19 protein-coding genes are annotated in these 25,734 nt (G+C 69.4%); 16 read left to right on the top strand and 3 right to left on the bottom strand.

What is annotated here, in order from left to right; translation table 11 throughout:
- Positions 1-83 precede the first annotated feature (83 nt).
- From NW198_RS02775 to ffh, 14 genes are all read left to right on the top strand, one after another.
- Positions 84-431, top strand: coding sequence for an Asp23/Gls24 family envelope stress response protein (locus NW198_RS02775; RefSeq protein ID WP_087315870.1), 348 nt, complete (start codon positions 84-86; stop codon positions 429-431).
- A 30-nt stretch (positions 432-461) separates the two neighbouring features.
- On the top strand, positions 462-2,129 hold the full coding sequence (locus NW198_RS02770; protein ID WP_087315868.1) for a DAK2 domain-containing protein: 1,668 nt from the start codon (positions 462-464) through the stop codon (positions 2,127-2,129).
- 43 nt (positions 2,130-2,172) lie between these two features.
- The gene (locus tag NW198_RS02765; protein WP_258339908.1) at positions 2,173-4,299 is read left to right on the top strand and encodes an ATP-dependent DNA helicase RecG; all 2,127 of its coding nucleotides are present in this window, start codon (positions 2,173-2,175) and stop codon (positions 4,297-4,299) included.
- Positions 4,296-4,883: an RsmD family RNA methyltransferase gene (locus NW198_RS02760; RefSeq protein WP_258339907.1), complete on the top strand. Its 588-nt coding sequence runs from the start codon at positions 4,296-4,298 to the stop codon at positions 4,881-4,883. Before NW198_RS02765 ends, NW198_RS02760 begins: the two co-directional genes overlap by 4 nt.
- A complete protein-coding gene (gene coaD / locus NW198_RS02755; protein ID WP_087315863.1) occupies positions 4,880-5,389 on the top strand; it encodes a pantetheine-phosphate adenylyltransferase in 510 nt (169 codons plus the stop codon). Before NW198_RS02760 ends, coaD begins: the two co-directional genes overlap by 4 nt.
- 342 nt (positions 5,390-5,731) lie before the next feature.
- Complete coding sequence (locus tag NW198_RS02750) at positions 5,732-6,229, top strand: ATPase (RefSeq protein WP_087315861.1); 498 nt, start codon at positions 5,732-5,734, stop codon at positions 6,227-6,229.
- 2 nt (positions 6,230-6,231) lie between these two features.
- Positions 6,232-6,825 carry a DUF177 domain-containing protein gene (locus NW198_RS02745; protein WP_258339906.1) on the top strand — a complete coding sequence of 198 codons (594 nt, stop codon included), beginning with the start codon at positions 6,232-6,234 and terminating at the stop codon, positions 6,823-6,825.
- 122 nt (positions 6,826-6,947) lie between these two features.
- Complete coding sequence (gene rpmF, locus NW198_RS02740) at positions 6,948-7,127, top strand: 50S ribosomal protein L32 (protein WP_087315857.1); 180 nt, start codon at positions 6,948-6,950, stop codon at positions 7,125-7,127.
- 164 nt (positions 7,128-7,291) lie between these two features.
- On the top strand, positions 7,292-8,275 hold the full coding sequence (gene plsX, locus NW198_RS02735; protein WP_258339905.1) for a phosphate acyltransferase PlsX: 984 nt from the start codon (positions 7,292-7,294) through the stop codon (positions 8,273-8,275).
- An 86-nt stretch (positions 8,276-8,361) separates the two neighbouring features.
- Positions 8,362-8,601: an acyl carrier protein gene (locus NW198_RS02730; RefSeq protein WP_258339904.1), complete on the top strand. Its 240-nt coding sequence runs from the start codon at positions 8,362-8,364 to the stop codon at positions 8,599-8,601.
- Between the two features lie 15 nt (positions 8,602-8,616).
- Positions 8,617-9,345 (top strand): ribonuclease III, encoded by a 729-nt coding sequence (rnc, locus tag NW198_RS02725; protein ID WP_087315851.1) that lies wholly within the window; start codon positions 8,617-8,619, stop codon positions 9,343-9,345.
- Positions 9,346-9,364: 19 nt separating this feature from the next.
- Positions 9,365-12,907, top strand: a complete 3,543-nt coding sequence (gene smc, locus NW198_RS02720; RefSeq protein WP_258339903.1) for a chromosome segregation protein SMC — start codon at positions 9,365-9,367, stop codon at positions 12,905-12,907.
- Between the two features lies 1 nt (position 12,908).
- A complete protein-coding gene (ftsY, locus tag NW198_RS02715; protein WP_258340010.1) occupies positions 12,909-13,811 on the top strand; it encodes a signal recognition particle-docking protein FtsY in 903 nt (300 codons plus the stop codon).
- A gap of 2 nt (positions 13,812-13,813) precedes the next feature.
- Positions 13,814-15,202: a signal recognition particle protein gene (ffh, locus tag NW198_RS02710; protein ID WP_087315847.1), complete on the top strand. Its 1,389-nt coding sequence runs from the start codon at positions 13,814-13,816 to the stop codon at positions 15,200-15,202.
- Positions 15,203-15,523: 321 nt separating this feature from the next.
- Here ffh and NW198_RS02705 read toward each other — a convergent pair whose 3' ends face one another.
- Complete coding sequence (locus NW198_RS02705; RefSeq protein WP_258339902.1) at positions 15,524-17,080, bottom strand: L,D-transpeptidase family protein; 1,557 nt, start codon at positions 17,078-17,080, stop codon at positions 15,524-15,526.
- Between the two features lie 106 nt (positions 17,081-17,186).
- On the opposite strand from NW198_RS02705, the gene NW198_RS02700 reads away from it, so the two are divergent.
- Complete coding sequence (locus NW198_RS02700; RefSeq protein ID WP_258339901.1) at positions 17,187-18,005, top strand: RNA methyltransferase; 819 nt, start codon at positions 17,187-17,189, stop codon at positions 18,003-18,005.
- A 206-nt stretch (positions 18,006-18,211) separates the two neighbouring features.
- Here the strand turns inward: NW198_RS02700 and ftsH are convergent, their stop codons facing one another.
- Together ftsH and NW198_RS02690 are read right to left on the bottom strand one after the other, a co-directional pair.
- Positions 18,212-20,116, bottom strand: a complete 1,905-nt coding sequence (gene ftsH / locus NW198_RS02695; protein WP_204204673.1) for an ATP-dependent zinc metalloprotease FtsH — start codon at positions 20,114-20,116, stop codon at positions 18,212-18,214.
- 181 nt (positions 20,117-20,297) lie between these two features.
- Positions 20,298-22,184, bottom strand: coding sequence for a fructose-1,6-bisphosphatase (locus NW198_RS02690; RefSeq protein WP_258339900.1), 1,887 nt, complete (start codon positions 22,182-22,184; stop codon positions 20,298-20,300).
- Positions 22,185-22,950: 766 nt separating this feature from the next.
- On the opposite strand from NW198_RS02690, the gene ileS reads away from it, so the two are divergent.
- On the top strand, positions 22,951-25,734 hold the full coding sequence (ileS, locus tag NW198_RS02685) for an isoleucine--tRNA ligase (protein ID WP_258340009.1): 2,784 nt from the start codon (positions 22,951-22,953) through the stop codon (positions 25,732-25,734).

Genomic DNA, 25,734 nt, shown 5'->3' with positions numbered 1-25,734 from the left:
GCGCGTCCCCCTCGCCCGCGCCGGAGCTGCGGTATACTACAGCAAATGTGTGTATGAAGCTTCCGCCAGCGAGAGGAGACCACATGTCTGGTGTCGTTCCAGGAACGCTGAGGGTGTCCAATGACTGCATCGCCGACCTCGCGGGCTATGCCGCGCTCGAGTGCTACGGCGTGGTCGGCATGGCCGAGCTCGACGAGCAGGCAGGCGTCGTTCGCCTGCTGCCGTCCTTCCGCCTGCGCAAGGGCATCGACGTCGCCTCCTCGGGCGGCCGCGTCTCGGTTGACCTGCACGTGATCGTGGAGCAAGGCGTCAACATGGCCTCGGTCGTGGGCAACCTCACGAGCTCGGTCAAGTTCCTGCTCAAGCAGATCGCCGAGCTCGAAGACGTCGACGTGAAGGTGCACATCGAGGGCCTCCGCAACGCCCGCTAGGCACTCCGAGAAGAACCGAGGTACTCGAAGATGATTTCCACCGTCATCCGCACCTGCTTCCCCGCCGCCGCCAAGGTCGTGGCCGACCGCGCGGAGGAGATCAACAAGCTCAACGTCTTCCCCGTGCCTGACGGCGACACGGGCACCAACATGTCCCTCACGCTCAACACCGTCGTCGGCGAGGTCCAGGCCCTGCCGGCCGACGCCTCGATCGAAGACATCGCCAAGGCGATCACGCACGGCTCGCTCATGGGCGCGCGCGGCAACTCCGGCGTCATCACGAGCCAGATCCTGCGCGGCATCGCCGAGGGCCTCGTCGACGCCAAGAACCAGGAGCACCCCACCCCCGGCGACATTGCCCACGCCTGGCGCCGCGGCGTGAAGGTCGCCTTCAAGGCCGTCCGCAAGCCGGTCGAGGGCACCATCCTCACGGTCCTGCGCGACGTCTCCGCCAAGGCCGACCAGCTCGAGAAGACCAAGATCTCCACGCGCGACATGCTCGACGCCCTCGTCGTCGAGGCCTACGAGTCCGTGGCCCGCACGCCCGAGCTGCTGCCCGTCCTCAAGGAGAACGGCGTCGTCGACTCGGGCGCCTTCGGCTTCGCCACCTTCCTCGAGGCCTTCGTCAACGCCGCCACCGGCAAGGCCGGCGAGCTCACCGAGTTCAAGACCACCGTCGACGCCAAGGCCGACGTCTCCGCCAAGGTCGCCATCGAGCTCAACGACGACTGGGAGGGCTCGGAGTTCCGCTACTGCAACGAGTTCCTCTTCAAGGCCGAGAAGCCCTTCGACGTCGATGAGAGCCTCGCCCACCTCGCCACGCTCGGCGACTGCGAGCTCATCGTGGGCGCCTACCCCGACTTCAAGGTCCACGTGCACTCCAACGAGCCCAACCGCGTGCTCGAGTACATGCTCCAGTTTGGCCAGGTCTACGAGGTCTTCATTCACAACATGGACATGGAGTCCCACGACCGCACCGCAAAGATCGCGGCGGACCAGGCGGCCGAGGGCGAGAAGAGCGACGAGCCGTGCAAGGCGCTCGGCTTCGTGGCCGTCGCCGCCGGCTCTGGCGAGGAGGAGATCCTGCGCTCGCTGGGCGTCGACGTCGTCGTCTCCGGCGGCCAGACCATGAACCCCTCCACGGCCGACATCCTCTCGGCGATCGAGCAGGTCAACGCCGACGCCGTCATCGTGCTCCCCGGCAACGGCAACATCCGCATGGCCGCCGAGGCCGCCGCGAGCGCCTGCGAGGACGCCCGCGTGGCCGTGGTTCCCACCAAGACCGTGCTCCAGGGCTTCTCGGCCATGTTCGTCGTCGACCCCGAGGGCTCGCTCGAGGACAACGTCGAGGCCATGACCGAGGCCATCGCCGACGTCCGCGGCGGCGAGGTCACCACCGCCGTGCGCGACTCCCAGGCGGCCGACGGCACCCCCATCCACGACGGCGACGTCATGGGCATCCAGGACGACTCCATCGAGGTCGTGGGCTCCGACGTGGCGCAGGTCACGCTCGACCTCATCGCCAAGATGCAGGACGAGGAGGAGGGCGACTCGCTCACCATCCTCGCCGGCCAGGACATGGACGACGAGGCCTTCGAGGCGCTCGTGGCCGCCATCGAGCAGGCCCAGCCCGATCTCGAGGTCGACCCGCACCGCGGCGAGCAGCCCCTCTACCCCGTGATCTTCTCGATCGAGTAGGCTCTTGGGGCGCGTCCCGACCATACCGTCAGCAGCAGAGAGGGTGCAGCGAACCTGCGCCCTCTCTGACTCTGTGTCGCGCCTGCGCTACGTCTCGGGTGCGCGCCAGGCTGCCCTCGAGCGCCTGGGCATCCGTCGCGTGCGCGACCTGCTCCTGCACATACCCCACCGCTACCTCGACTTCACGCGCGTCACCAAGATCGCCTACGCCGACGTGGGCCAGGACGCCACCGTGGTGGCAACCGTCGACCGCGTGAGCCGCAAGGCCACGCGCAACCGTCGCCTGCAGGTCGTCGAGGTCTCCGTGATGGACGACACCGGCGTGCTCGTGGCCACGTTCTTCCGCCAGCCCTGGATCGCCGACCAGATCAAGGCGGGAGACGTCGTCGCCCTCTCCGGCAAGGTCACCTTCGCCTACGGCTTCAAGCAGATGAAGGCCCCCTTCCACGAGGTCGTGGGCTCCGCGGGCGAGGCGGGCGGCTATGCCCGCGTGCTGCCGGTCCACCCGGTGGGGGAGGGCGTCACCGCCTCCTGGATGCGCCGCATCGTGGCCGCGGCCCTGGCCGACGTGGGCGACGTCTGCGACTGGCTGCCGGCGGGCCTGGTGGCCGAGCGCGGGCTCATGACGCTCGGGCGTGCCCTGCGCGAGGCGCACTTCCCGTCCTCGACCGCCGCCGCCGAGGCCGCGCGCCGGCGCCTTGCCTACGACGAGCTGCTCTGCCTGCAGATCGCCCTGCTCACGAGGCGCGGCCTCGAGCTCGTCGGCGTCGAGCCGACGGTTCACGTGACCGACGGCCCGCACATGGCCGCCCTGCTCGCCGCGCTGCCCTTCTCGCTCACCGACGAGCAGCGCCTCGCCGCGGACCAGATCCTCGCCGACATGGCCTCGCCCCACGTGATGAACCGCCTGCTTCTGGGCGACGTGGGCACCGGCAAGACCGCCGTGGCCGCCGTGGCCCTCGCCGCCGTGGCCGACACCGGCACGCAGGCCGCCGTCATGGCGCCGACCTCGGTGCTCGCTCGCCAGTATGCCGAGAAGCTCGGGCCCGTCCTCGACGCGGCGCACGTGAGCTGGGCGCTCATAACGGGCGCGACCCCCTCGGACGAGCGCGCCCTCTCCGAGCTCGCCTGCTCCCGCGGGGAGCTCACCGTGGTCTTTGGCACCACGGCGCTGCTCTCGGAGGGCCTCGAGTTCTCCGCGCTCTCGCTCGTGGTCATCGACGAGCAGCACCGCTTTGGCGTCGACCAGCGCGCGGCCCTGCGCCGCAAGGGCGCCGGTGCCGACCTGCTCGCCATGACCGCCACGCCCATCCCGCGCACGCTCGCGCTGTCGCTTTACGGCGACGTCTCGCTCTCGCGCATCCGGTGCCGGCCGCGCGCGGGCGCTGGCGTCACGACCAAGGTCGTCACCCCCGACAACCTCGACCTGGCCTGGGGCGCGGTGCGCGACGCCGTGGCCGCCGGGCACCAGGCCTACATCATCTGCCCTCTGGTGGACGACAAGGACGACGGCTCGTCGCTCGACGACGTCCCGGAGGCGATGCGCTCCACGAGCGACCGGCTGCGCTCCGCCGTCTCGACCCTCGAGGACCTCAGGGCCTCGGTTCTGCCCGGCATCGCCTGCGACCTGCTCACGGGACGCATGTCCGCGGCCGAGAAGGACCTCGCGATGGAGCGCTTCCGCTCGGGCAGGACCAAGGTCCTCGTGGCCACGACGGTGGTCGAGGTGGGCGTCGACGTCCCCAACGCAACGGCCATGGTGGTGCTCGACGCCGACCGCTTTGGCCTGGCCACGCTCCACCAGCTCCGCGGCCGCGTGGGCCGCGGCGACGCGGCGGGTATCGTCTACCTCTCCTGCGCCGCCAAGCGCGACAGCCGCGCCCGCCAGCGCCTCGCCGCCCTCGAGGCCACCTCGGACGGCTTCGAGCTCGCCGAGCTCGACCTGCGCCTGCGACACGAGGGCGAGGTTTTGGGGTATCGTCAGAGCGGCGGCGTCTCGCTCGAGATCTCTGACCTCGAGGCCGACGCCGACCTCGTCGAGCTGGCCCACGCCGACGCGCGCGCCATCGCCGACGAGGACCCGCGCCTGCTCTCGCCAGCGCACCGCGCGATGGCGATCGAGGCGCGCGACCGGTTTGGCGCCTACTTCGAGGAGCTCGAGCGCGCATGAGGATAGTCGGGGGGAAGTGGCGCGGGCGCGCCATCGAGGCGCCCAAGGGCCGCGACGTCACGCGGCCGACGACCGACCGCACACGCGAGCAGGTCGCGTCGATGATCCTCTCGGCGCGCGGGCTCGACCTCTCCGGCGACTCGGTCCTCGACGCCTTCGCGGGGTCCGGGGCGATGGGCCTGGAGCTCCTGTCCCGCGGCGCGGCCCACGCGACCTTCGTCGACCTCGACCGTCGCGCCGCCCAGCGCGTGAGGCGCACCGCGTCCGCGCTCGGCGTAAAGAGAGGCGAGCTCGACGTGCTCTCCGGGGACGTCTGCGCGCTCGCCGGCCGCCGCCTGCCCGGCACCCCCTTTGACATCGTGTTTCTCGACCCGCCCTACGCGCTTCCCGCCGAGCGCGTCTCGGGGCTGCTCGTTTCTCTCGCCGCCTCCGGCCAGCTCGCCGACGGGGCCGTCGTGGTCTACGAGCGCAGCTCGGCGGGGGAGGGGCTCTCCTGCCCGGGACTTGTTCCCGCGCGCAGCAAGACCCACGGCATCACGTCGCTCGACCTGCTCGTCTACCATCCGGAGGAGGACGCGTCATGACCGACGCCACCATCACCCACGTCGTCGTCCCGGGAACCTTCGACCCGGTCACCTTTGGGCACCTCGACGTCATCCGCCGTGCCCGGCGCCTGTTTCCCAAGGTGACCGTCGCCGTGGCGGCCTCGGCCAACAAGCACGGCCGCGGCACCACCTTCACGCTCGAGGAGCGCGTCGAGATGATCCGCGAGGCCATAGAGCTTGAGGGGCTCTCCAAAGACATCGAGGTCGAGCCCTTCACGGGGCTTCTCGTGAGCTTCTGCAGCCAGATCGGCGCGGGCGGCGTGGTCAAGGGCCTGCGCGCGATGACCGACTTCGAGTACGAGCTCCAGCAGGCCGACCTCAACAGCCACATGGCGCCCGACCTCGAGTCGGTGTTCGTCATGTCGAGCCCCGAGTACGGCTACGTCTCGTCCTCGATCGTGCGCGAGATCGCGGCGATGGGCTCCGACGTGGACATCCTCGTGCCCGCCAACGTCGCCGCGCGCCTCCGCGAGCGCTACGCGTGAGACGCGGGCTTGACAATCTCGTCTGACAATCTCGTCAGGTTATATTGTCAACCCGCATGCTGATTGACGGACTTGACAATCTCGTCAGGTTATATTGTCAACCCACGTGCGGGTTGACAATATAACCTGACGAGATTGTCAAGTCCGTCAGCCGACCGGTCCCGTGCGGGTTGACAATATAACCTGACGAGATTGTCAAGTCCTTCAAGTCCGTCGGCCGCCCCACTTCTCGTTGACGAGGGAACGCCGCTGCATACAAGCGCGAACAATCTGCTAACATGTCTCGAAGATGGGTAGACTCACGCAGCCATGCGTCGACGAATCACGTGAAAGGAACCATAGATGCAGCCAGGTGAGGAAATCGAGAGCTTGGTCGACGAGCTCGAGCAGATCGTGAGCGAGGCCAAGTCCCCTCTCATGGACAACGGCCAGAAGAAGATCGTCGACGCCCAGGACGTCTACGAGATTCTCGATGAGATTCGCCGCGTCTTCCCGCAGGAGTTCCAGGATGCCCGCCGCATCCTCAAGGAGGAGCAGGAGACGCTTGACCGCGCCCAGCAGCAGGCCAACTCCATCATCGCCGACGCCCAGCAGCAGGCGATGATTCTCGCCGGCGACCAGGAGATCGTGCGCCTGGCCCAGCAGCAGGCCGAGGGCATCCGCGACCAGGCGGCCCAGTACGAGCGCGACACCCGCTACAACGCGGAGGAGTACGCCGACACGGTGCTCGCCCACCTCGAGGAGAACCTCAAGTCGCTCACCAGCTCGGTCTCTCGCGTCCGCCAGACGCTCGACGAGAACTCCGGTCCCCGCAACACCACCAACAACGTGCCCTGGTAGCCATGGGCCCACTGATCTTCTCGCTTGACGAGCGGCTCGCCAACCCGGGTGACACCTGGGCGGTGGCGGGTCATCTCGACGAGTCCGGCTATGAGCTCGGCGACCACGAGTTCTCGCTGCCCGAGGGTATCGACTACGACGTCGTGCTCACCAACGCCGGCGAGGGCATCCTGGCCACCGGGCTCCTGCGCGCTCACGTGGTGGGGACCTGCGACCGCTGCCTCGAGGACGCCGAGTTCGACGTCGCGGGCGAGGTCGACGGCTACTATCTCTTCGAGGAGCCCGAGCAGCTCGGCGACGACGAGGACGAGGCCGACTACGAGCTCGTCTCCGCCGACCGCACGATCGACCTCTCCGGCGCGCTCGTCGCGGCGCTCGTCATGGAGACGCCCTTCATCGTGCTGTGCCGCGAGGACTGCGCGGGCCTGTGCCCGGTCTGCGGCGCCAACCTCAACGAGGAGGACTGCGGTCACGCGGCGCAGATCGAGGCCCAGCGCGAGCAGGACCGGCTCGAGTCGTCGCCCTTCGCGGCGCTCGCGGGCCTCGACCTCTCCGGCGCCGAGGACCCCTCCGACGCCGAGGGCGCGACGGAGTGAAGAATTGCTGATGAAGCGTTCCCCGCGCAGGGGAGACGTGCTATAGTGTCTCTTCGCATGACTGAGACACGCCTGCCGCTGCGCGAGCGGAGGGGCAGAGGTTTTGGACAGGAGAGTCTGACATGGCAGTACCCAAGCAAAAGAAGGGCCGCAGCGCCACCCACACCCGTCGTTCGGCCAACATGAAGCTTTCGGCCGCGGCGCGCTCCGTGTGCCCGCAGTGCGGCGCTCCCAAGCTCCCGCACCACGTGTGCCCCAACTGCGGTCACTACAAGGACCGCGAGGTCATCGTTACCGAGTAGCTTCTCGATACGCGGAACCTTCGAGGCCGGCCCCCTGGGCCGGCCTTTTTTCGTGCCTGGTACGGCGGGTCCCGCCGCGCGCCCCGCCGCTCCGGGCGAGAAGAACGCGCCCCCGCAGGTTGCGGCATAATAGAGCAGTTGAAGATTCGAGCCAAGGAGGAAGCATGACCACCATCTGCGTCGACGTCATGGGTGCGGACAAGGAGCCCGCCGTCCTTCTCGAGGGCGTCGCCGCGGCGCTCGCGGACGACCCCGAGCTCGAGGTGCTCGTCGCCGGCAGCGCCGACGTCGTCGAGCCGTTCGCCGCCTCGCACGACCGCGCCCGCGCGCTCGTCACCACCGAGGTCATCGCGATGTCCGAGCACCCCGCCAGCGCCGTCCGCAAGAAGAAGGACGCCTCCATCGTGCGCGCCGCCGCCGCGGTCCACGCGGGCGAGGCGGACGGCCTGTTCTCGGCCGGCTCCACGGGCGCCGTGCTCACCGCCGCCACCTTTGGCGTGGGGCGCATCAAGGGCGTCAAGCGCCCCGCGCTCTGCCTGCCGTTCCCCGGCATCTCCGGCAAGAAGACCGTCTTTCTCGATATGGGCGCCAACGCCGACGTCAAGCCCGACGTGATGGTGCAGTTCGCGCACATGGGTCGCGCCTACGCCTGCGCGATCCTGGGGGTGGAGAGCCCGCGCGTGGGCCTGCTCTGCAACGGCTCGGAGGACACCAAGGGCTCCGAGATGGCGCTCGCCTATCACGAGGCGCTCGCCCAGGGCAACTGCGGCTTTGCGGGCAACGCCGAGGGCACCGACCTGCTCGCCGGCACCTTCGACGTCATCGTGGCCGACGGCTTCACCGGAAACGTGGCCCTCAAGTCCATCGAGGGCACGGGCAAGTTCGTGATCAGGCGCCTCAAGGCCGCGATGGAGGCGTCGCTTTCCAACAAGATCGGCATGGCGCTGCTCGCCGGCTCGCTCAAGTCCCTCGCCGCCGAGATGTCCGGCGACGAGTATGGCGGCGCGATCCTTCTGGGCCTGCGCGCGCCGGTGGTGAAGGGCCACGGCGCCACGAGCGCCCAGGCCGTCCGCAAGGGCACGCTCGCCGCCGCGGCCGCCGCCCGCGCCGGCCTCACCGAGAAGATCGCCGACGCCTGCGTCCTGTGATGCGGAGATGACGCAAAGGGGCGTCCCGTTCTCATCCCCCTTTCGCGTTCGGGTAGAATGACTGGTTGACTACGTTAGGAGGAACCATGGACCGCGACGCCATTTTCGCCAAGGTCATCGAGGTCGTCGAGGACACGCTGTCGCTCGGCGACGACGTCACCCTGAGCGAGGCCACCGACCTCAAGCAGCTCGGCGCTGACTCCTTTGACCTGCTCGAGCTCGTCACCGCCCTCGAGGACGAGTTCTCCATGACCTTCGCCGACGACGCCGTGGGCACCATCTCCACCGTCGGCCAGGTCGTCGACGCCATCGCCAGCGCTCAGTAGCAGGGGGCCCGTTTCTTGGAGATGCACCAGCGGGTGGTCGCGGCCGAGAAGGTCTGCGGCCACCACTTTGATCGACAGGAGCTCATCGTATCGGCGCTCACGCACCCCTCGGCCGCCGAGGGGCTGCCCGTGTCCGCCTCCTACGAGCGCCTCGAGTTCCTCGGGGACTCCATCCTCGGCGCGATCGTGGCCACCGACCTCTTCGAGCGCTTCCCGGACATGGACGAGGGCGCGCTCACGCAGGCCAAGATCAGCCTCGTCTCGGGCAAGATGCTCGCGAGCGTCGCCGAGCGCCTCGGCGTCGCCGAGCTCATCGTGATGGGGGAGTCCGAGAAGGGCACGGGCGCGCGGGGCATGCACTCCGCGCTCGAGAACGTCTACGAGGCCATCGTCGGCGCACTCTACCTCGACGCCGGCTACACCGCGACGCACGACTTCGTGGTGCGCACGCTCGGCCCCGAGGTCTCCCCGGAGCTCGCCCGCAAGCCCATCAGCCCCAAGTCGCGCCTCCAGGAGGTCACCCAGCGCGAGATGCGCTGCGGCCCCGAGTACAAGCTCGTCGCCGAGGAGGGCCCCGCCCACGATCCCACCTTCACCTCCGTCGTGATGGTCGAGGGGCGCCGCATCGGCCGAGGGTCGGGCTCCTCGAAGAAGTCCTCGGAGAGCGCCGCCGCCGTCGACGCGCTCGTGCGCCTCGGCTATGCCGAGCCCGAGGACTTCGAGGGCGCCGGAACCACCAACTAGCCGTGAGGAGACCGGCCGCGTGTACCTCAAGTCGCTGACACTCAAGGGCTTCAAGTCCTTTGCCGACCGCACCCAGATGGCCTTCGACCCGGGCCTCACGGTGGTGGTGGGCCCCAACGGCTCCGGGAAGTCAAACGTCTCCGACGCCATCCTGTGGGTCCTCGGCGAGCAGAGCGCCAAGCAGCTCCGCGGCCAGGCCATGGAGGACGTCATCTTCTCGGGCTCCTCAGCGCGCGGCGCGGTGAGCGTGGCCGAGGTCACGCTCGTGCTCGACAACTCCGACCACACCCTGCCCATCGACTTTGCCGAGGTGGGCATCACCCGCCGGATGTATCGCTCCGGCGAGTCCGAGTACCTCATCAACGGCGCGCCGAGCCGCCTCATGGACGTCCAGGACATCCTGCACGACTCGGGCCTGGGCAAGGACACCCACTCGATCATCTCCCAGGGCAAGCTCGACTCCATCCTCTCGAGCCGCCCCGAGGAGCGCCGCGCCCTCATCGAGGAGGCGGCCGACATCTCCAAGCACCGCCGCCGCAAGGAGCGCAGCATGCGCAAGCTCGTCTCGATGGACGAGAACCTCTCGCGCGCCAAGCTGCTCTCCCGCGAGCTCGGACGCCAGCTCAAGCCCCTCGAGCGCCAGGTGGACAAGGCCCAGCGCGCCAAGGTCCTCGAGAGCGAGCTCAAGGAGCTCACCACCCAGCTCGCCGTCGATGACCTCCGCCGCCTCCAGGAGGGCTACGACCGCCTGCTCGCCCGCGGCAAGGAGGCCGACGCCGCCATCGAGCTCGCGCAGTACCGCCATGACGAGAAGAGCCGCGAGCTCGAGAAGCTCCAGTCGCTGCTCGAGCAGAAGGGGCTCTTCGTGGGCGACCTCGGCGAGCAGCGCCGCAGGATGCAGGACCTCCTCGGCCGGATGGACGCCGACATGCGCCTTCTGGAGGAGAAGGGCAAGAACATGGTGTCCCGCCTCTCCGACATGCGCATGCAGCTCTCCTCGACGCGCAAGCAGCGCGCGGACGCCGCCGAGGAGCTCGAGCGCGTCGCCGGCGAGCTCTCCGACGCCCGCGTGCGCGAGCGCGAGCTGAGGGAGTCCCTCGAGGAGCTCTCGGCCGCCTCCCACGCCGCCGCGGCCCGCCGCCGCGCGCTCGACGACGAGCTCTCCCGCATCACCGCCGACGAGCGCGCCGCCCGCGCCGAGGCGGACCGCGAGACGCTCGCCTACGCGAAGCTCGAGGATCAGGTCGGAAACGCCCAGGTCGAGGACCAGATGTTCGCCACGCGGCTCGAGCAGCTCCAGGAGAGCGCCGACACCGCCGAGGAGGCGCTCGCCGAGCGCGAGCAGCGCGCCGAGCGCCTCGAGGAGGAGCTCGAGCGGGCCCGCGGCTCGGCCGACGGCCTCGAGCGAGAGATCGCCCGCCGCTCCGAGGAGCTCGAGCGGGCCCGCGCCGCCGAGCGCGAGGCGCGCACCGCGCTCTCCTCGGCCCGCGCGACCCTCGAGGCGCTGTGCGCCGTGGACGCCGACGTCGAGAAGGCGAGCCCGCTCGTGGCGGCGCTCGCCGAGGGCGCCGGCGACGCCGTGCAGTGCCGCCTCGCCGACCTCATCGACGCCGACGCCTCCGTCGAGGGGCTCGTCGAGCAGCTGCTCGGCGACGACCTCGCGGCGCTCGTCGTGGCCGATTCCGACGCGGCCGGCTCGCTCGCCGCCCGCGCGCTCGAGCTCGCCGACAAGGGCGGCGCCGCGACGATCGTCTCGCGCGCCGCGGTCCCGTCCGGAGGGGCGGAAAGGGGCGACGCGCCCGGCACGCCGCTCGTCGAGCGCCTGCGCGTGGCCGACGACGCCCGGGCGCTGCTCGAGGCGCTTCTCGGCGACGTGAGGCTCGTCGAGGGCGTGGCCGAGGCCGTGCGCGCGCACGAGCGGGCCCCCTGGAACACCTACGTGACCCCCGAGGGGGCCGCGTTGCTTCCCGACGGCCGCCTGCGCGTGGGCTCGACCCCCTCCGGCGAGGCAGGCGCGCTCGAGCGCAAGCGCCGCATCCGCGCGCTCGACGAGGGCATGGAGGGCCTCGAGGAGTCCTTCTCGGCCGCCGAGGAGGAGGTCGACCTCGCCGAGGAGGCGCTTGCCGCCGCGCGCGAGGGCGCCGTCTCGGCCAAGGGAGAGCTCGCCCGCCTCACCGCGGAGCTCTCGTCCGCGCAGTCCGAGCGCGGGCGGCTCGAGGCCCAGCTCGCCGGCTTCATCTCCGAGCGCTCCCAGGTCCTCAAGCGCCGCGAGGCGTCCGCCGAGCGCGCCGCCGAGGCGCGCGGGCAGATCGACGAGCACCGCGCCGCCGCCCGCGCGGCCCGCGAGCGCGCCGACGCCCTCGCCGGCGAGCTCTCCGAGAAAAGCGACGCGCACCAGGACGCCATCGCCGAGCAGGGCAAGGCGAGCCGCGCGCTCTCCGACGCCCGCCTCGAGCTCGCGATGACCAGCGAGCGCCGCGCGAACCTCGAGACCCGCGAGCGCGACCTCTCCCGCCGCGTCCGCGAGCTCGGCCAGCGCATCGAGGCGACGGAGCGCGGCTCGAGGGCGCTCGAGGTCGTGCGCCTGCGCGTGGACCCGCTACACGACCGCTACGAGCTCATCCGCGAGCGCGCTCTCGAGTGGGCCGCGCGCCTCAAGGACCGCGCGTCGCTCGCCGAGGCGGACTCCGACTCCCTCAAGCGCACGATCGGCGACGCCCGGCAGGCCGTGGCCGCCGCGGCCAAGGAGCTCGAGGACGCCCGCGAGGCCTCCTCGTCGGTCAAGGTGGATCTCGGCAAGCTCGAGGTGCAGGTCGAGGGCGCCGTGAACGCCATCGTGGCGACGGGCGCCGTGCTCGACGAGGCGCTCACGATCCCCGCGCCCGAGGACCGCGACGCCGCCGAGCGCCGCGTGGCGGAGCTGCGCCGCCAGATCGAGTCGATCGGCCCGGTCAACGCCGTGGCCATGGACGAGTACACCCGCCTCAAGGAGCGTGCGGACTACATCAACGAGCAGGTCGCCGACCTCGAGGCCGCGCGCTCCTCGCTCAAGAAGATCACCGCCGCGATCGACCGCAAGATGCGCACGCGCTTCCTCTCGGTCTTCGAGCGGGTGAACGAGAACTTCTCGGAGATCTTCTCGCTGCTGTTCCCCGGCGGCCAGGCCCACATCGAGATGACCGACCCGGACAACCCCTCCGAGACCGGCGTCGAGATCGTGGCCCAGCCCCGCGGCAAGCGCATCGCCAAGATGATGCTCATGAGCGGCGGCGAGAAGTCCCTCACGGCGCTCGCGCTGCTCTTTGCGGTCTACAAGGTGCGCACCGTGCCGTTCTACGTCTTCGACGAGGTCGAGGCCGCGCTCGACGACTCCAACCTCTCGAAGCTGCTCGACGCGATCGAGCGACTCAAAGAATCCACGCAGCTCATCGTGATCTCGCACCAGCGGCGCACGATGGAGCAGGCTGACGTCCTCTACGGCGTGTCGATGCAGGCGGACGGCGTGAGCCGCGTCGTCTCGCAGCGGCTCGACCGGCAGACAGGAAAGGTGGTTGATGCGTAAGATGGGCTTTCTCGACAGCCTGAAGGCGGGCCTCCAGCGATCCCGCGAGGCCATCAACGAGATCTTCTACATGGGCGGCGAGGTCGACGAGGACTTCTGGGAGGACCTCGAGGACACGCTCGTGATGGGCGACATGGGCGCCGAGGTGGCCATGCGCGTGACCGACGACCTGCGCGAGCAGGCCGCGCGCGAGAACCTCACCCGCGCCGAGCAGCTGCGCGACGCCCTGGCGCGCCGCCTGGCCCAGGAGTTCCCCGAGTCCGGGCGCGACCCGTTCTCCGACCTCCCGAGCTGCGTGCTCTTTGTGGGTATCAACGGAGCCGGCAAGACCACGACGGTGGGCAAGCTCGCCGGGCGCGCCCGCGACGCCGGCAGGCGCTGCCTGATCGGCGGGGCCGACACCTTCCGCGCCGCCGCCATCGAGCAGCTCGAGGTCTGGGGCCAGCGCGCCGGCGTCGACGTGATCACGCGCGAGCGCGGCGCCGACCCCGCGAGCGTGTGCTACGACGTGGTGGAGGAGGCCGAGCGCCGCGGCGCCGAGCTCGTGCTCATCGACACCGCCGGGCGCCTGCACACCTCCTCCGACCTCATGCGCGAGCTCGCGAAGGTCGTGGGCGTCACCCGCAAGCGCTGCCAGTCCATGCCCGTCTCGGTGGTCCTCGTGATCGACGCCACCACCGGGCAGAACGGCCTCAACCAGGCCAAGGAGTTCAACGACGCCCTCGAGCTCGACGGGCTCATCGTGACCAAGCTCGACGGTACCGCCAAGGGCGGCATCGCCCTTGCCATCTCCAGCCAGCTGGGCCTTCCCATCTACCGCATCGGGGTGGGGGAGACCCTCGACGACCTCCAGGCCTTCGACGCGCTCGAGTTCTGCCGCGCGCTCGTGGGCGAAGGGATGTAGCCATGTTCAACTCTCTCTCCGACCGCCTCCAGGACACCTTCGAGAAGCTGCGCGGCAAGGGCCGTCTCACCGAGGACGACATCAACGTCGCGATGCGCGAGATCCGCATGGCGCTGCTCGAGGCCGACGTCAACTACCGCGTGGTCAAGAACTTCGTGGCGCGCTGCAAGGAGAAGTGCCTCACGGCCGAGGTCATGGAGTCACTCACGCCGGCGCAAAACGTCGTGCGCATCGTCCTCGACGAGCTCACCGTCCTTCTCGGCTCCACGGACTCCAAGCTCACGCTCGCGCAGAACCGCACGCCCAACGTGATCATGCTCGTGGGCCTGCAGGGCTCGGGCAAGACGACGGCGGCGGCCAAGCTCGCGTACCTCCTCAAGAGCCAGGGCCACAGCCCGCTTCTGGCCGCGTGCGACACGCACCGCCCCGCGGCAGCCGACCAGCTCGCCACCCTCGGCGGCGAGATCGGCGTGAGCGTGTTCCGCGGGGACGGACGCGACGCCGTGGCCGTGGCCTCCGGCGCGATCCAGGAGGCTGTCGACCACCTCAACGACATCGTGATCGTGGACACGGCGGGCCGCCTGCAGATCGACGAGGAGATGATGGAGGAGGCCGTCGCCATCAAGCGCGCGGTGCGCCCCGACCAGATCCTCATGGTCGTCGACGCCATGACCGGCCAGGACATCGTCAACGTGGTCACCGAGTTCGCCAACCGCGTGGACTTTGACGGCGTCATCATGTCCAAGCTCGACGGCGACGCCCGTGGCGGCGGCGCCCTCTCCGTCCGCGAGGTCACCGGCAAGCCGATCAAGTTCGTCTCGATGGGCGAGAAGCCCGACTCGCTCGAGGTCTTCCACCCCGACCGCATGGCCAAGCGCATCCTGGGCATGGGCGACGTGGTGGGCATCATCGAGCAGGCCCAGAAGATCGCCGACGAGCAGCAGGTCGCCGACGCCGAGCGCATGCTGCGCGAGGGCTTCACGATGGATGACCTGCTGAGTCAGATGCAGCAGATCCGCAAGATGGGCGGCCTGCAGAAGATCCTGGGCATGATCCCGGGCATGGAGCGCGCGATGGCGCAGATGCCGCAGGCGGCCGACGACTCCCAGATGACCCGCATCGAGGCCATCATCCACTCGATGACGCGCGAGGAGCGCCTCCGCCCCAAGATCATCAACGGCCAGCGCCGCAAGCGCATCGCCGCGGGCTCGGGCCGCACGGTGCAGGAGGTCAACCAGCTCATCAAGCAGTGGGACGAGATGAACAAGATGATGGGCAAGATGAAGGGCCTCATGAACCAGGGCGGCGGCAAGAAGGGCCGTCGCGCCATGCAGCAGATGATGCGCGAGATGGGCGGCATGGGCGGTCCCGGCGGCAAGCTGCCGTTCTAGGCGCCCGGCGCGGGCGGCGGGCCCTTTCGCGGCCTGCTCCCAATCGGCCCTCGAGGGTATGTACACCCCACCTTGAGGGTATGTACGCAAATCCGTTCGGCGCGTTCTTCTCGGCGGCTCGTCTGCCTGCGCAAACACCGACCGTCCGAAATCGGACGGTGTACATACCCTCAGGGTAAGGTGTACATACCCTCGAGGCGGGGCGCGCGGCGCACGGCGAAGAGAGCCTAAGCACCCCTTCCGCGCCGTCAAAGCGCCCTCCGGCCCACGAAGGGGCCCCGGGATCGCTCCCGGGGCCCCAAACGTGCCTTGCCCTGCGACCTACTTGTGCACGACCACCACGTCGCCGACGCGGCCAACGTTGTAGAGGGCCTGGCCGTCCGCGTAGCTCATGCGGATGCAGCCGTGGCTGCCGTAGTAGGTGTAGATATCGCCGCCAAAGACGGACTGCCACGGCGCGTTGTGGAAGCCCACGAGGTTGCCCACGAAGCCGAGCCAGAAGTCAACGTGGCTGTCCCACTCCGGCTCGCCGGTCGCGGGGTCGATGGGGCCCTTGAGGTTGATGTCGCCGTCCGTGGCGCGGGACTTGCGGTTGGTGACGGTCCAGACGCCGGTCGGGGTCTCCTGGCCGAGGTTGGGCTGGCCGGTGGTGATGTCGGCCTCCCAGATCACGGTCCCGTTGTCGTAGAAGACGGCGTGCTGCGCGGTGAGGTCGACGTCGATGTAGCGGTTGCCCCAGTCCTGGCCGCCGGGGTTGACCTGGGCCGCGGTCTGGACGCAGGGGATGTCGATGGTGGAGGGCTGGCCGGCCTGCACGTTGGCCACGATCTGCTCGGCGAGCGCCGCGCCGTCGATGCTCCAGCCGTAGGTGCTCGCGCCGTAGCCGGAGGTCGAGCCCGTGACGGTGAAGGTCTGGCCGTCGGGGCGGGTGTAGGTGCGGTCGGTGCCGATGGTGTCGAGCTGGTCGGAGAGGGCGCCGCGCGTCCACTCGGTCACGGCGTCGGCGTTGAGGGAGACCGAGAGGTCGTCGCCGATGGTGGTCCAGCCGGCGATCATCTCGGACGTGACGTCGGCCACGTGGGTGCCGCCGAGCGTGAGCGAGACCGTCGAGGAGACGAGCTTGTTTGCCGCGTCGACGGCGGTCTGGAGCTCGGTCTTGGTCTCGGCGCACTCGTCGCCGATCTCCACCTCGGCCTCGCCGGCCTGGATGGCGGCGACGACGGCGTCGGTCACGAGCTCGGCGTCGAGCGAGCTTGCGAGGAGCTGCTCGTCGATGACGTAGGCGGCGGCCTCGGCGTCGTAGGTGATGCCGTGGCCGCCGACCGCCGCGTCGGACGCGAGCGCCTCGACGGCGGGGGTCACCACGTCGGCGACCTTCTGGCGGTCGATCGTGACCGTGGCCGTGGCGGAGATCTGGCGCGTTCCGGCGATCTCGAGCGGCCAGGCCCACGGGTTGACCTGGGCGAGCGCCTCGCTCGCGTAGGACTGGCCATCGCAGGTGAGCCCCGCCTGCTCGGCGCCGATCGTGAGGTCGAGCCCCTTGCCGGTGACGTGGATCGAGTAGCCGTCGAGCGAGGAGGCCTTCTCGTCCGCGACCTCGCTCACGGGACGCATCGAGACGTCCTCGCCGTCGAGGATGGTCCCGGGCATGAAGGTGGACTCAAAGTAGAGGGCGCCGCCCACGTACGCGCCGCCGAGAAGAACGACGAGCGCGGCGGGGATGATCCAGAGAAGGTGCCGGTGGCGCTTGGGCTGCGGCGCGTCGCCGACGGGGGAGCTCTGCGCGGTGCCGCCGAGCTCCTGCTCCGGGCTCTTCTCGGCGGCCTTGGGCTTAACGGTGGTATCTGACGGGGACATGGGCCTCATGTGGCTTGCCATGCGTCCTCCTGGGAAAGTTTCACGTGGTTCAGGCATGCGCACGCTATCGTACCCTAGGATAGACGCGATGACACGACGTTTCTTGGTCCCAACCAAAGGAGAACAGATGGCCGCGGTCACCTACCTGAAAGCGCTCGACGACCCGCGCCTCGACGCCTACGCGCGCCTGACCGACCATCAGCTGCGCGCGCGGCTCGAGGGGGCGTCCGGCGTGCTCGTGGCGGAGACGCGCCTCGTGGTCGAGGTGGCGCTCGACGCCGGCGTGCGTCCGCTCTCCTTCCTCGTTGACGAGAGGCACCTTGAGGCCCACGCCGACGTGCTCGCGCGCGCCGGCGACGAGGTCCCCGCCTTCGTGCTCCCGCACGGCCAGATGGAGCGGCTCACGGGCTACAACGTGACGCGCGGCCTGCTCTGCGCGATGGAGCGGCCCGCGCCGCGGTCGGTGGCCGAGGTCGTGGCGGGCGCGCGTCGCGTGGCGATCGTGGAGGACCTCGTGGACGTGAGCAACGTGGGCGCGCTCTTTCGCTCGGCCTCCGCGCTCGGGGCTGACGCCGTGGTGGTCTCGCCGCGCTGCGCCGACCCCTACGTGCGCCGCGCGGTGCGCACCTCGATGGGCACGGTCTTCACGGTGCCCTGGGCCCGCGCCGAGGAGGGGCGGTGGCCCCGCGGCACCCTCGACGCGCTGCGGGCGGAGGGATTTGCCTGCTACGCGATGGCGCTCGTGGAGGGCGCCGTCCCGCTCGACGACCCCTCGCTGCTCGCGGCCGAGAGGCGCGCCCTCGTCTTTGGCAACGAGGGGAGCGGCCTTGCGCCCGAGACGCTCGCGGCCTGCGACCGGTCCGTCATCATCCCCATGTCCCACGGCGTCGACTCCCTGAACGTCGCCGCCAGCTCCGCCGTGGCCTTCTGGCAGCTCTTCCGCTGACAGGTCCGTCACCGCCCCAGCCACGTCACCCCCGCGACCCAACCCTAATCGCCCCGAGCGCGCGTCACCGGCCCCGCCCCCCAAGCCGCCCACGCCGACGTGTTGGGGCGTCGCCGCGAGAGAACGAGAAGGACCCTCCCTCACGCGATTTCTGCGAAGCAGTGAGCGGTGAGGGAGGGTCCTTCTCGTTCTCTCGCCCTGGGAGGTTACTCCGTCGGCGTCGGCATCTTGGGGGCGAAGCCGTCGTCGCGGGTGAGGATGTTCATGAACTCCTCGCCGGTGATGGTCTCCTTCTTCTGGAGGTAGTGGGCGATCTCGTGCAGCTTGAAGCGGTTCTCGCGCAGGGTGCGCAGGGCCGTCTGGTGGCCCTCCTCCACGAGCGCCTGGACCTCGGCGTCGATCTCCTGCGCCGTGCCCTCCGAGCACGTGAGCTGCTGCCCGCCGCCGAGGTAGCGGCTGGCCGGCTGGCCGAGCTGCACCATGCCAAACTTGTCGGACATGCCGTACTGTGTGACCATGGCGCGCGCGAGCTGCGTGGCCTTCTCGATGTCGTTGGAGGCGCCGGTGGTCATCTCGTTGAAGATGAGCTCCTCGGCCGCGCGCCCGCCGCAGAGCACCGCGATCTTGTCCTTGGCCTCCTGGCGCGTGGTGAGGAAGTGCTCGTCCTCCTCGACCTGCATCGTGAAGCCCAGGGCGCCCGAGGTGCGCGGGACGATCGTGATCTTGGAGACGGGAGCTGCGCCCTTCTGCATGGCGGCCACGATGGCGTGCCCCGTCTCGTGGTAGGAGACGACCTCCTTCTCGTGCGGGGAGAGGACCGTCGACTTCTTCTTCTCGCCGGCGATGACCACGTCCACGGACTCGAGCAGGTCCTCCTGGGTCACGCGGCGCCGTCCAAAGCGCACGGCGCGCAGCGCGGCCTCGTTGATGATGTTGGCGAGGTCGGCGCCCGAGGCGCCCGGCGTGGAGCGGGCCACCACGCCCAGGTCGATGCCCGGCTCCATCTTGACGTCGTCCGCGTGGATCTTGAGGATGGCCTCGCGGCCCGTGAGGTCGGGCAGCTCCACGGGGATGCGGCGGTCAAAGCGGCCCGGGCGCAGCAGCGCCTGGTCGAGGGTCTCGGGGCGGTTGGTGGCGGCGAGCACCACGATGCCCTTGTGGTTGTCGAAGCCGTCCATCTCGGAGAGGAGCTGGTTCAAGGTCTGCTCGCGCTCGTCGTTGGAGGAGAGGGAGCTGTCGCGCCGCTTGCCCACGGCGTCGATCTCGTCGATGAAGATGATGCAGGGGGCCTTCTCGTTGGCCTGCTTGAAGAGGTCGCGCACCTTGGCGGCGCCGCGGCCCACGAACATCTCGACGAAGGCGGAGCCGGCGATCTGGAAGAAGGTCACGCCCGCCTCGCCGGCGACGGCCTTGGCGAGCAGCGTCTTGCCCGTGCCCGGGGGGCCCACCAGAAGCGCACCGCGCGGGCAGCGCGCGCCGATCTCGTTGTACTTCTCGGGGTTCTTGAGGAAGCTCACGATCTCCTGGAGCGACTCCTTGGCCTCGTCCTGGCCGGCCACGTCCCTGAAGGTGACGCCGGTGTCCTCGCCCTTGATCTCCTTGGCGTTGGACTTGCCCAGGCCGCCGCCCATGCCAAAGCCGCCCCCGCCGAAGTTCATCGAGGGGCCGTCGTCGCCCATGGCCTTCTTCATGCGGCGGTTGAGCCACCAGCCGATGCCCAGGAAGATGAGGATCGGCAGGCCGTAGGAGACGAGCAGCATGAGCCACAGGTCGCTCGAGGTGTCCTGGATCTCGGAGACCATCGTGACGCCGTGGTCGTCCAGCAGCTGGGCGGTCGACTGCTCCGTGCCGTTCCACAGCACCGTGGTGTAGAGCTTCTGGGAGTCGCCCTCGCCGGTCGTGAAGGTGATCTCGGGGTTGCCGTAGACGGACTCCGCCTGCGTCACCTCGTTCTTCTCGACCATGTCGACGAACTGGCTGTACTCGACGTGGGTCACGCGGCTCGCCGTGAGGTTGGTGCCGAGCGCCTGGCTAATGGCGAGGTACGCGATGATCGCGATCAGCACGTAGAGCAGCATCGAGCGGCGCCGCTTGTTCTCGTTCATGTCCATCTTTCGTGGTAACCCTTCATGCGTTGCGGTACTTGGGTTCTCTGATACCCAAATAATGATGGTTCATCCCCGAGGGCGCGCGCGACCAGACAATCTCCCGCGTCCGCCCGCCGCCCGGGACCCGCACGTTGGGGACAGTCCCCAATTAGCAGCACGTTGGGGACAGTCCCCAACGTGCAGGTCAGTGGGCGGTGCGCTCGGGGAGCTCGCCCGAGCGATAGGCGTCGAGCAGGGCGCGCAGGTCGGCGAGCTGCTCGCGGATGTCGGCACCGGTGTCGGTGTCGTCGATCGTGAGGGGGCGCGGGTTCACCTCGAAGCGGTCGTCGTCGCTCATGATGTCGGCGTTGAGGTCGAGCACGTCGGCGATCGAGCCGAAGGGGCGGTGCGCCTTGATGCGCATGCCGCGCGGGTCGGAGATGAGGGTGTAGCCGGCGATGCCCGTCGTCTTGTGGTAGGCCTGGCAGAAGCCGCCGTCGATGACCACGAGCCGCCCGCCGGCGCGCACGGCCTTCTCGCCCTCGGAGGCGTGCACGGGCGTGTGGCCGTTGATGATGTGGCCGTGCTCGGGATCCGCGCCAAACTCCTCGAGGATGCGCCGGCAGACCTCGGGGTTGTCCGTGAGGGCGTAGTAGGGGTCGCGCGGCTCTGCCCAGGTGGAGCGGTCCGTGAAGTAGGTGCGCTCGAAGGTCTTGACCACGCGCCCCGAGAGCGGCGAGTAGCGGCCGCACCAGAGGTACCACATCCAGTCGAGCGAGACCTCGTCGTGCTCGTGCCAGGCGCGGCGGGCCAGGCGGTCGGCGTAGTCGTAGTAGGCCTTGCCCGCGAGGAGCTGCCCCTGGTGGTTGACCGGGTGGAAGGTCCCGTCCTCGTTCATGGGGACGCAGGCGTGGAAGAGCACGTCGTTGTTGTGGACGAGGTAGGCGCTGCCCCGCTCGTAGAGGAAGTTCACGTGGGTCTGGAGCTTGTAGGAGGTGCGCACGGCCTCGAGGAGGTTGTCCATCACGCGCAGCTCGTCGTCGGAGAGCGCGTAGGGGTCGGCCGGGTCGAGGGTGGGGAAGTCGCTCGAGACGAGCCGGTAGTCCTTCTCGCCCACGCACGCGACGCCGCAGGCCGGGTCCACGCCGCCCAGCAGCAGCCGGTCCTCCATGTGCCAGTTGGGGTGGCGCCGGATGGTCTGCCCCTCGAGCTTGAAGAGGATGACCGAGATCGCCTTCTCGAGTGGCGTCATGGCGTCGTCCGCGCGATACGTCGCCTCCGCGAACAGGGCGAGCTCGCGCAGGGAGACGCCGTAGGCGCTCTCGAGGATCTTGAGGGAGTCGTAGCGGATGTTGTTGCGGATCACGGCGGCAAGGCACGTGGCCGAGCCCGCCGCGGCGCCCATCCAGACGATGTCGTGGTTGCCCCACTGCAGGTCCACGGAGTGGTACTCCATGAGGCGGTCGAGAATCTTGTCGGCGTGCGAGCCGCGGTCGAAGACGTCGCCCACGAGGTGCAGGTGGTCCACGGCGAGCCGCTTGATCAGCGACGCCAGGCTCACGATGAAGTCATCCGCCGAGCCGGTGTCCACGATGGTGTCGATGATGCGCTGGTGGTAGCTCTGGCGCTGCTCGCCCTCGCCGGGGGAGGCGTGGAGGAGCTCGTCGATGATGTAGGCGTACTCGACGGGCATGGCCTTGCGGACCTTGGAGCGGGTGTAGGAGTCGGAGAGGTAGCGCGCCAGGCGCACGAGGCGCATGAGCGTGATGGCGTACCACTCCTCGGTCACGTTGCCCGAGGCCTTGAGGCGGCGGAGCTTGCGGTGCGGGTAATAGATGAGGGTGCACAGGTCCGCCTGCTCGTCGTGGGTGAGCTCAAAGCGGAAGGTGGATGCCACGCGCTCGCGGATAACGCCCGAGCAGTTGTTGAGGATGTGCTTGAAGGCGTCGTACTCGCCGTGGACGTCCGAGACAAAGTGCTCGGTGCCCTTGGGCAGGTTGAGGATGGCCTCGAGGTTGATGATCTCGGTGTAGACCGACTGCGCCGAGGGGAACTTCTCCGAGAGGAGCTCGAGGTACTTGCGGTCTGGCATGGGTCCCCCTTCCGTGGCTTCGCGTCCCACTGTGATGTGCGGTCGGGCCGCGCGCGAGCACTTTTCGGCGAGAGGGGCGTTTGCGGTCGGGTGGTAGTAACGAGTGGGGTGCGGCGGGGCGCTCCGCGCGGGGTTCGGAGGCCTGCGAGCCGGCCGGGGCGGCGCACGGGCGGGCTGTTGGCAAAATAGCGCCCAAGTGAGCGACGGCCTCCCGGTCCGGGCGTCAGGAGGGTCCGATGGCTTCCGGCGAGCTGGACAGACGAGGCGGCTCGGGGTGCCCCCGCGGCCTCTCCCCTCCGGAGGTCGCGCACTTCGCAGGTTTTTTGCCAACGCAGGTTCGCGCACGTGCCGCATGCCCAACCGTGCTACCATACGGACTCGAGGCGTTGACGGGGAGAGTACCCGGGGGCGCGCGACCCAGAGAGAGCGGGGATGGTGGGAGCCCGCGGTCGCGTCCCGGCGAAGATCACCCCCGAGCCGCGGCCCCAAAGCGGGGGAGTCCGGACCTGTGGTCCTGCCTCTCGCGAGTAGGCGTCGCCGGAGTGGCCGCCGAGACAGGCCAGCCGAGTACGGCGGATATCCGCTCGCTGGGTGGTTCACAAGCGAAGTCGCAGGCGCGCTTCGTCCCAGCAGGAGGGACGGGCGCGTTTTTTCGTGTCCGGGAGAGATGATCCAACGGGGCGCCCCCCTTTGGGTCGCGAAGGAGGAGAGCGTGGCGAAAAACGAGTACAAGAAGACGACCAACCTGCCGAGCACGGGCTTTCCCATGCGCGCGAGCCTCGCGCAGAACGAGCCCAAGCGCCTCGCCATGTGGGAGGCCAACCACGTCTACGAGCAGATGATCGCCAAGAACGAGGGGCACGACAAGTTCGTCCTGCACGACGGCCCCCCGTACGCCAACGGCCCGATCCACCTCGGCCACGCGCAGAACAAGATCTCCAAGGACATCATCAACCGCTACTGGTCCATGCGCGGCTTCCAGACGCCCTACGTCCCCGGCTGGGACTGCCACGGCCAGCCCATCGAGCACAAGGTCGAGACCATGCTCGGCACCGAGAAGTTCAACCAGCTTCCCACCGAGAAGATCCGCGAGCTCTGCCGCAAGATGGCCGTCGAGCAGGTCGACACCCAGCGCCAGGGCTTCAAGCGCCTGGGCGTCCTGGGCGAGTGGGACAACCCCTACCTCACCTACGTCAACGACTACGACGCCACCGACGTCGAGATCTTCAAGGCGATCTTCGACGCCGGCGCCATCGTCCAGGGCTCCAAGCCGGTGCACTGGTGCTCCCACTGCCACACCGCCCTCGCCGAGGCCGAGATCGAGTACGGTGACGAGGTCAGCCCCGCCATCTTCGTGCGCTTTGAGATGACCACTGTCCCGGAGGGCCTCGAGGAGTGGGCCGGGCGCCTGTGGGTCGACATCTGGACCACCACGCCCTGGACCCTTCCCGCCGACGACGCCGTCATCCTGCACCCCGAGGCCACCTACGTGGCCTTGGTCCACGACGGCCGCGCCGAGATCGTGGCGGAGGCGCTCGCCGCGCGCTGCTGCGAGAAGTTTGGCTACGGCGAGGTCGAGCTCGTGCGCGGCGCGGACGGGCAGCCCTGGCGCGCCACCGGCGAGGCCCTCGCGCACAACCGCTACAAGCAGCCGATCTTTGCCGACCAGGGCGAGACGGGCGAGTTCATCTACGCCGACTACGTCACGCTCGACGACGGCACGGGCATCGTCCACTGCGCGCCCGGCCACGGCGTCGACGACTACCTCGCCGGCCAGAGGTTCGGCATCCCCACGGTCATGCCCGTCGACGACGACGGCCGCTTCTTCGTGGGCGACGGCATGGGGACCGGCGGCCCGTGGTCCGGCATGGAGGTCAACGAGGCCAACCCCAAGATCATCGAGTGGCTGCGCGAGCGCGGCACGCTGATCCTCCACGAGGACATCAACCACAGCTACCCGCACTGCTGGCGCTGCAAGGAGCCCGTCATCTTCCGCGCCACGAGCCAGTGGTTCGTCTCGATGGACAAGCCCCTGCGCGGCGGCAAGAGCCTCCGCGAGCAGGCGCTCGAGGAGCTCTCCAAGGTCAGCTTCTACCCGAGTCACGCCATCAAGCGCATCGGCTCGATGGTCGAGGGGCGCCCGGACTGGTGCATCTCCCGCCAGCGCAACTGGGGCGTGCCCATCCCGGCCTTCACCTGCCAGGACTGCGGCGCCACGGTCATGAACGACGACACCCTCGACGCCGTGATCGAGCTCTTCCGCACCAAGGGCTCCGACGCCTGGTTCACCGACGACCCCGCGAGCTACCTCGGCGACGCCTGCGTCTGCCCCAAGTGCGGCGGGCACCACCTCAAGGCCAACAAGGACATCCTCGACGTCTGGTGGGACTCCGGCGTCTCCCACACCGCCGTCTGCCGCCACCGCGACAACCTCAAGTTCCCGGCCGACATGTACCTCGAGGGCTCCGACCAGCACCGCGGCTGGTTCATGAGCTCGCTGATGACCTCCGTGGGCGCCTACGGCGTGGCCCCCTACAAGTCCGTGGTCTCCCAGGGCTTCACGCTCGACGGCCAGGGCCGCAAGATGTCCAAGTCGCTCGGCAACGTCATCGACCCCAACGCCGAGTGCGACACCCGCGGCGCCGACATCTTGCGCCTGTGGGTCACCTCGGTCGACACCTCCAACGACATCCCCTGCGACGGCCAGATTCTCGACCACGTCGGCGAGGCCTACCGCCGCTTCCGCAACACCCTGCGGTTCCTCCTGGGCGAGATCGAGGGGCAGTTCGATCCGGCCGTCGACGCCGTGCCCTACGATGAGCTCCTCCCGTACGACAAGCTCACCCTGGCGCGCCTCTGCCAGGTCCACGACCAGGTGAGCGCCGCCTACGAGACCTATCGCTTCAACGTGGTCTACCGCACGCTCTACGACTACGTGATCACCGAGCTCTCCAACGGCTACCTCAACGCCACCAAGGACCGCGTCTACTGCGGCGAGAAGAACTCCTACGAGCGCCGCTCCGCCCTCACGGTGTGGGCGCAGATCCTCTCGATGCTCGTGCACGACCTGCAGCCGATCCTCGTCTACACCACCGACGAGGCCATGGCCTACCTGCCCGCGTCCCTGCGCGACGGCCAGGAGTTCGCCGCCCTTCTCGACTGGTACCAGGCGCCCTGGACTGCCGACGTCTACGAGCGCTACCTGCCCGCCTACGACGCCGTCGTGGAGGCCCGCGCCGCGTTCACCAAGGCCTACGAGGCCGCGGTGGCCGCCGACGCGCTCGCCGAGAAGACCACGCAGGCCGCGCGCGCCGCGCTCACGGTGCCTTCCGAGACCTACGAGCTGCTCGTCGGCGAGCTGGGCTGCGACCTCGCCGAGCCCTTCGTGTGCTCCGAGGTCGAGGTCGTCTCCGGCGACGAGCTGGCCTGCTCCGTCGAGCCCGCCCGTGGCGAGAAGTGCCCGCGCTGCTGGAACTTCCGCGAGGTCGGCGAGGACGGCCTGTGCCCGCGCTGCCACGACGCCGTCGCCGCGCTCGACCCCGCGGAGTAG

The sequence above is a fragment of the Thermophilibacter sp. ET337 genome (genome assembly GCF_024733715.1).
Taxonomy (GTDB): domain Bacteria; phylum Actinomycetota; class Coriobacteriia; order Coriobacteriales; family Atopobiaceae; genus Thermophilibacter.
This window is presented reverse-complemented; position numbering and strand designations above follow the sequence as displayed.

Bases quoted from the DNA above. Each gene is read 5' to 3' on its own strand.
- ftsH (WP_204204673.1), bottom strand. From the start codon at position 20,116: ATGGACATGAACGAGAACAAGCGGCGCCGCTCGATGCTGCTCTACGTG.
- NW198_RS02745 (WP_258339906.1), top strand. From the start codon at position 6,232: ATGGGCCCACTGATCTTCTCGCTTGACGAGCGGCTCGCCAACCCGGGT.
- ftsY (WP_258340010.1), top strand. From the start codon at position 12,909: ATGGGCTTTCTCGACAGCCTGAAGGCGGGCCTCCAGCGATCCCGCGAG.
- NW198_RS02705 (WP_258339902.1), bottom strand. From the start codon at position 17,080: ATGGCAAGCCACATGAGGCCCATGTCCCCGTCAGATACCACCGTTAAG.
- NW198_RS02750 (WP_087315861.1), top strand. From the start codon at position 5,732: ATGCAGCCAGGTGAGGAAATCGAGAGCTTGGTCGACGAGCTCGAGCAG.
- NW198_RS02775 (WP_087315870.1), top strand. From the start codon at position 84: ATGTCTGGTGTCGTTCCAGGAACGCTGAGGGTGTCCAATGACTGCATC.
- coaD (WP_087315863.1), top strand. From the start codon at position 4,880: ATGACCGACGCCACCATCACCCACGTCGTCGTCCCGGGAACCTTCGAC.
- rpmF (WP_087315857.1), top strand. From the start codon at position 6,948: ATGGCAGTACCCAAGCAAAAGAAGGGCCGCAGCGCCACCCACACCCGT.
- ileS (WP_258340009.1), top strand. From the start codon at position 22,951: ATGCGCGCGAGCCTCGCGCAGAACGAGCCCAAGCGCCTCGCCATGTGG.
- NW198_RS02730 (WP_258339904.1), top strand. From the start codon at position 8,362: ATGGACCGCGACGCCATTTTCGCCAAGGTCATCGAGGTCGTCGAGGAC.
- NW198_RS02760 (WP_258339907.1), top strand. From the start codon at position 4,296: ATGAGGATAGTCGGGGGGAAGTGGCGCGGGCGCGCCATCGAGGCGCCC.
- ffh (WP_087315847.1), top strand. From the start codon at position 13,814: ATGTTCAACTCTCTCTCCGACCGCCTCCAGGACACCTTCGAGAAGCTG.
- NW198_RS02700 (WP_258339901.1), top strand. From the start codon at position 17,187: ATGGCCGCGGTCACCTACCTGAAAGCGCTCGACGACCCGCGCCTCGAC.
- NW198_RS02690 (WP_258339900.1), bottom strand. From the start codon at position 22,184: ATGCCAGACCGCAAGTACCTCGAGCTCCTCTCGGAGAAGTTCCCCTCG.
- NW198_RS02770 (WP_087315868.1), top strand. From the start codon at position 462: ATGATTTCCACCGTCATCCGCACCTGCTTCCCCGCCGCCGCCAAGGTC.
- plsX (WP_258339905.1), top strand. From the start codon at position 7,292: ATGACCACCATCTGCGTCGACGTCATGGGTGCGGACAAGGAGCCCGCC.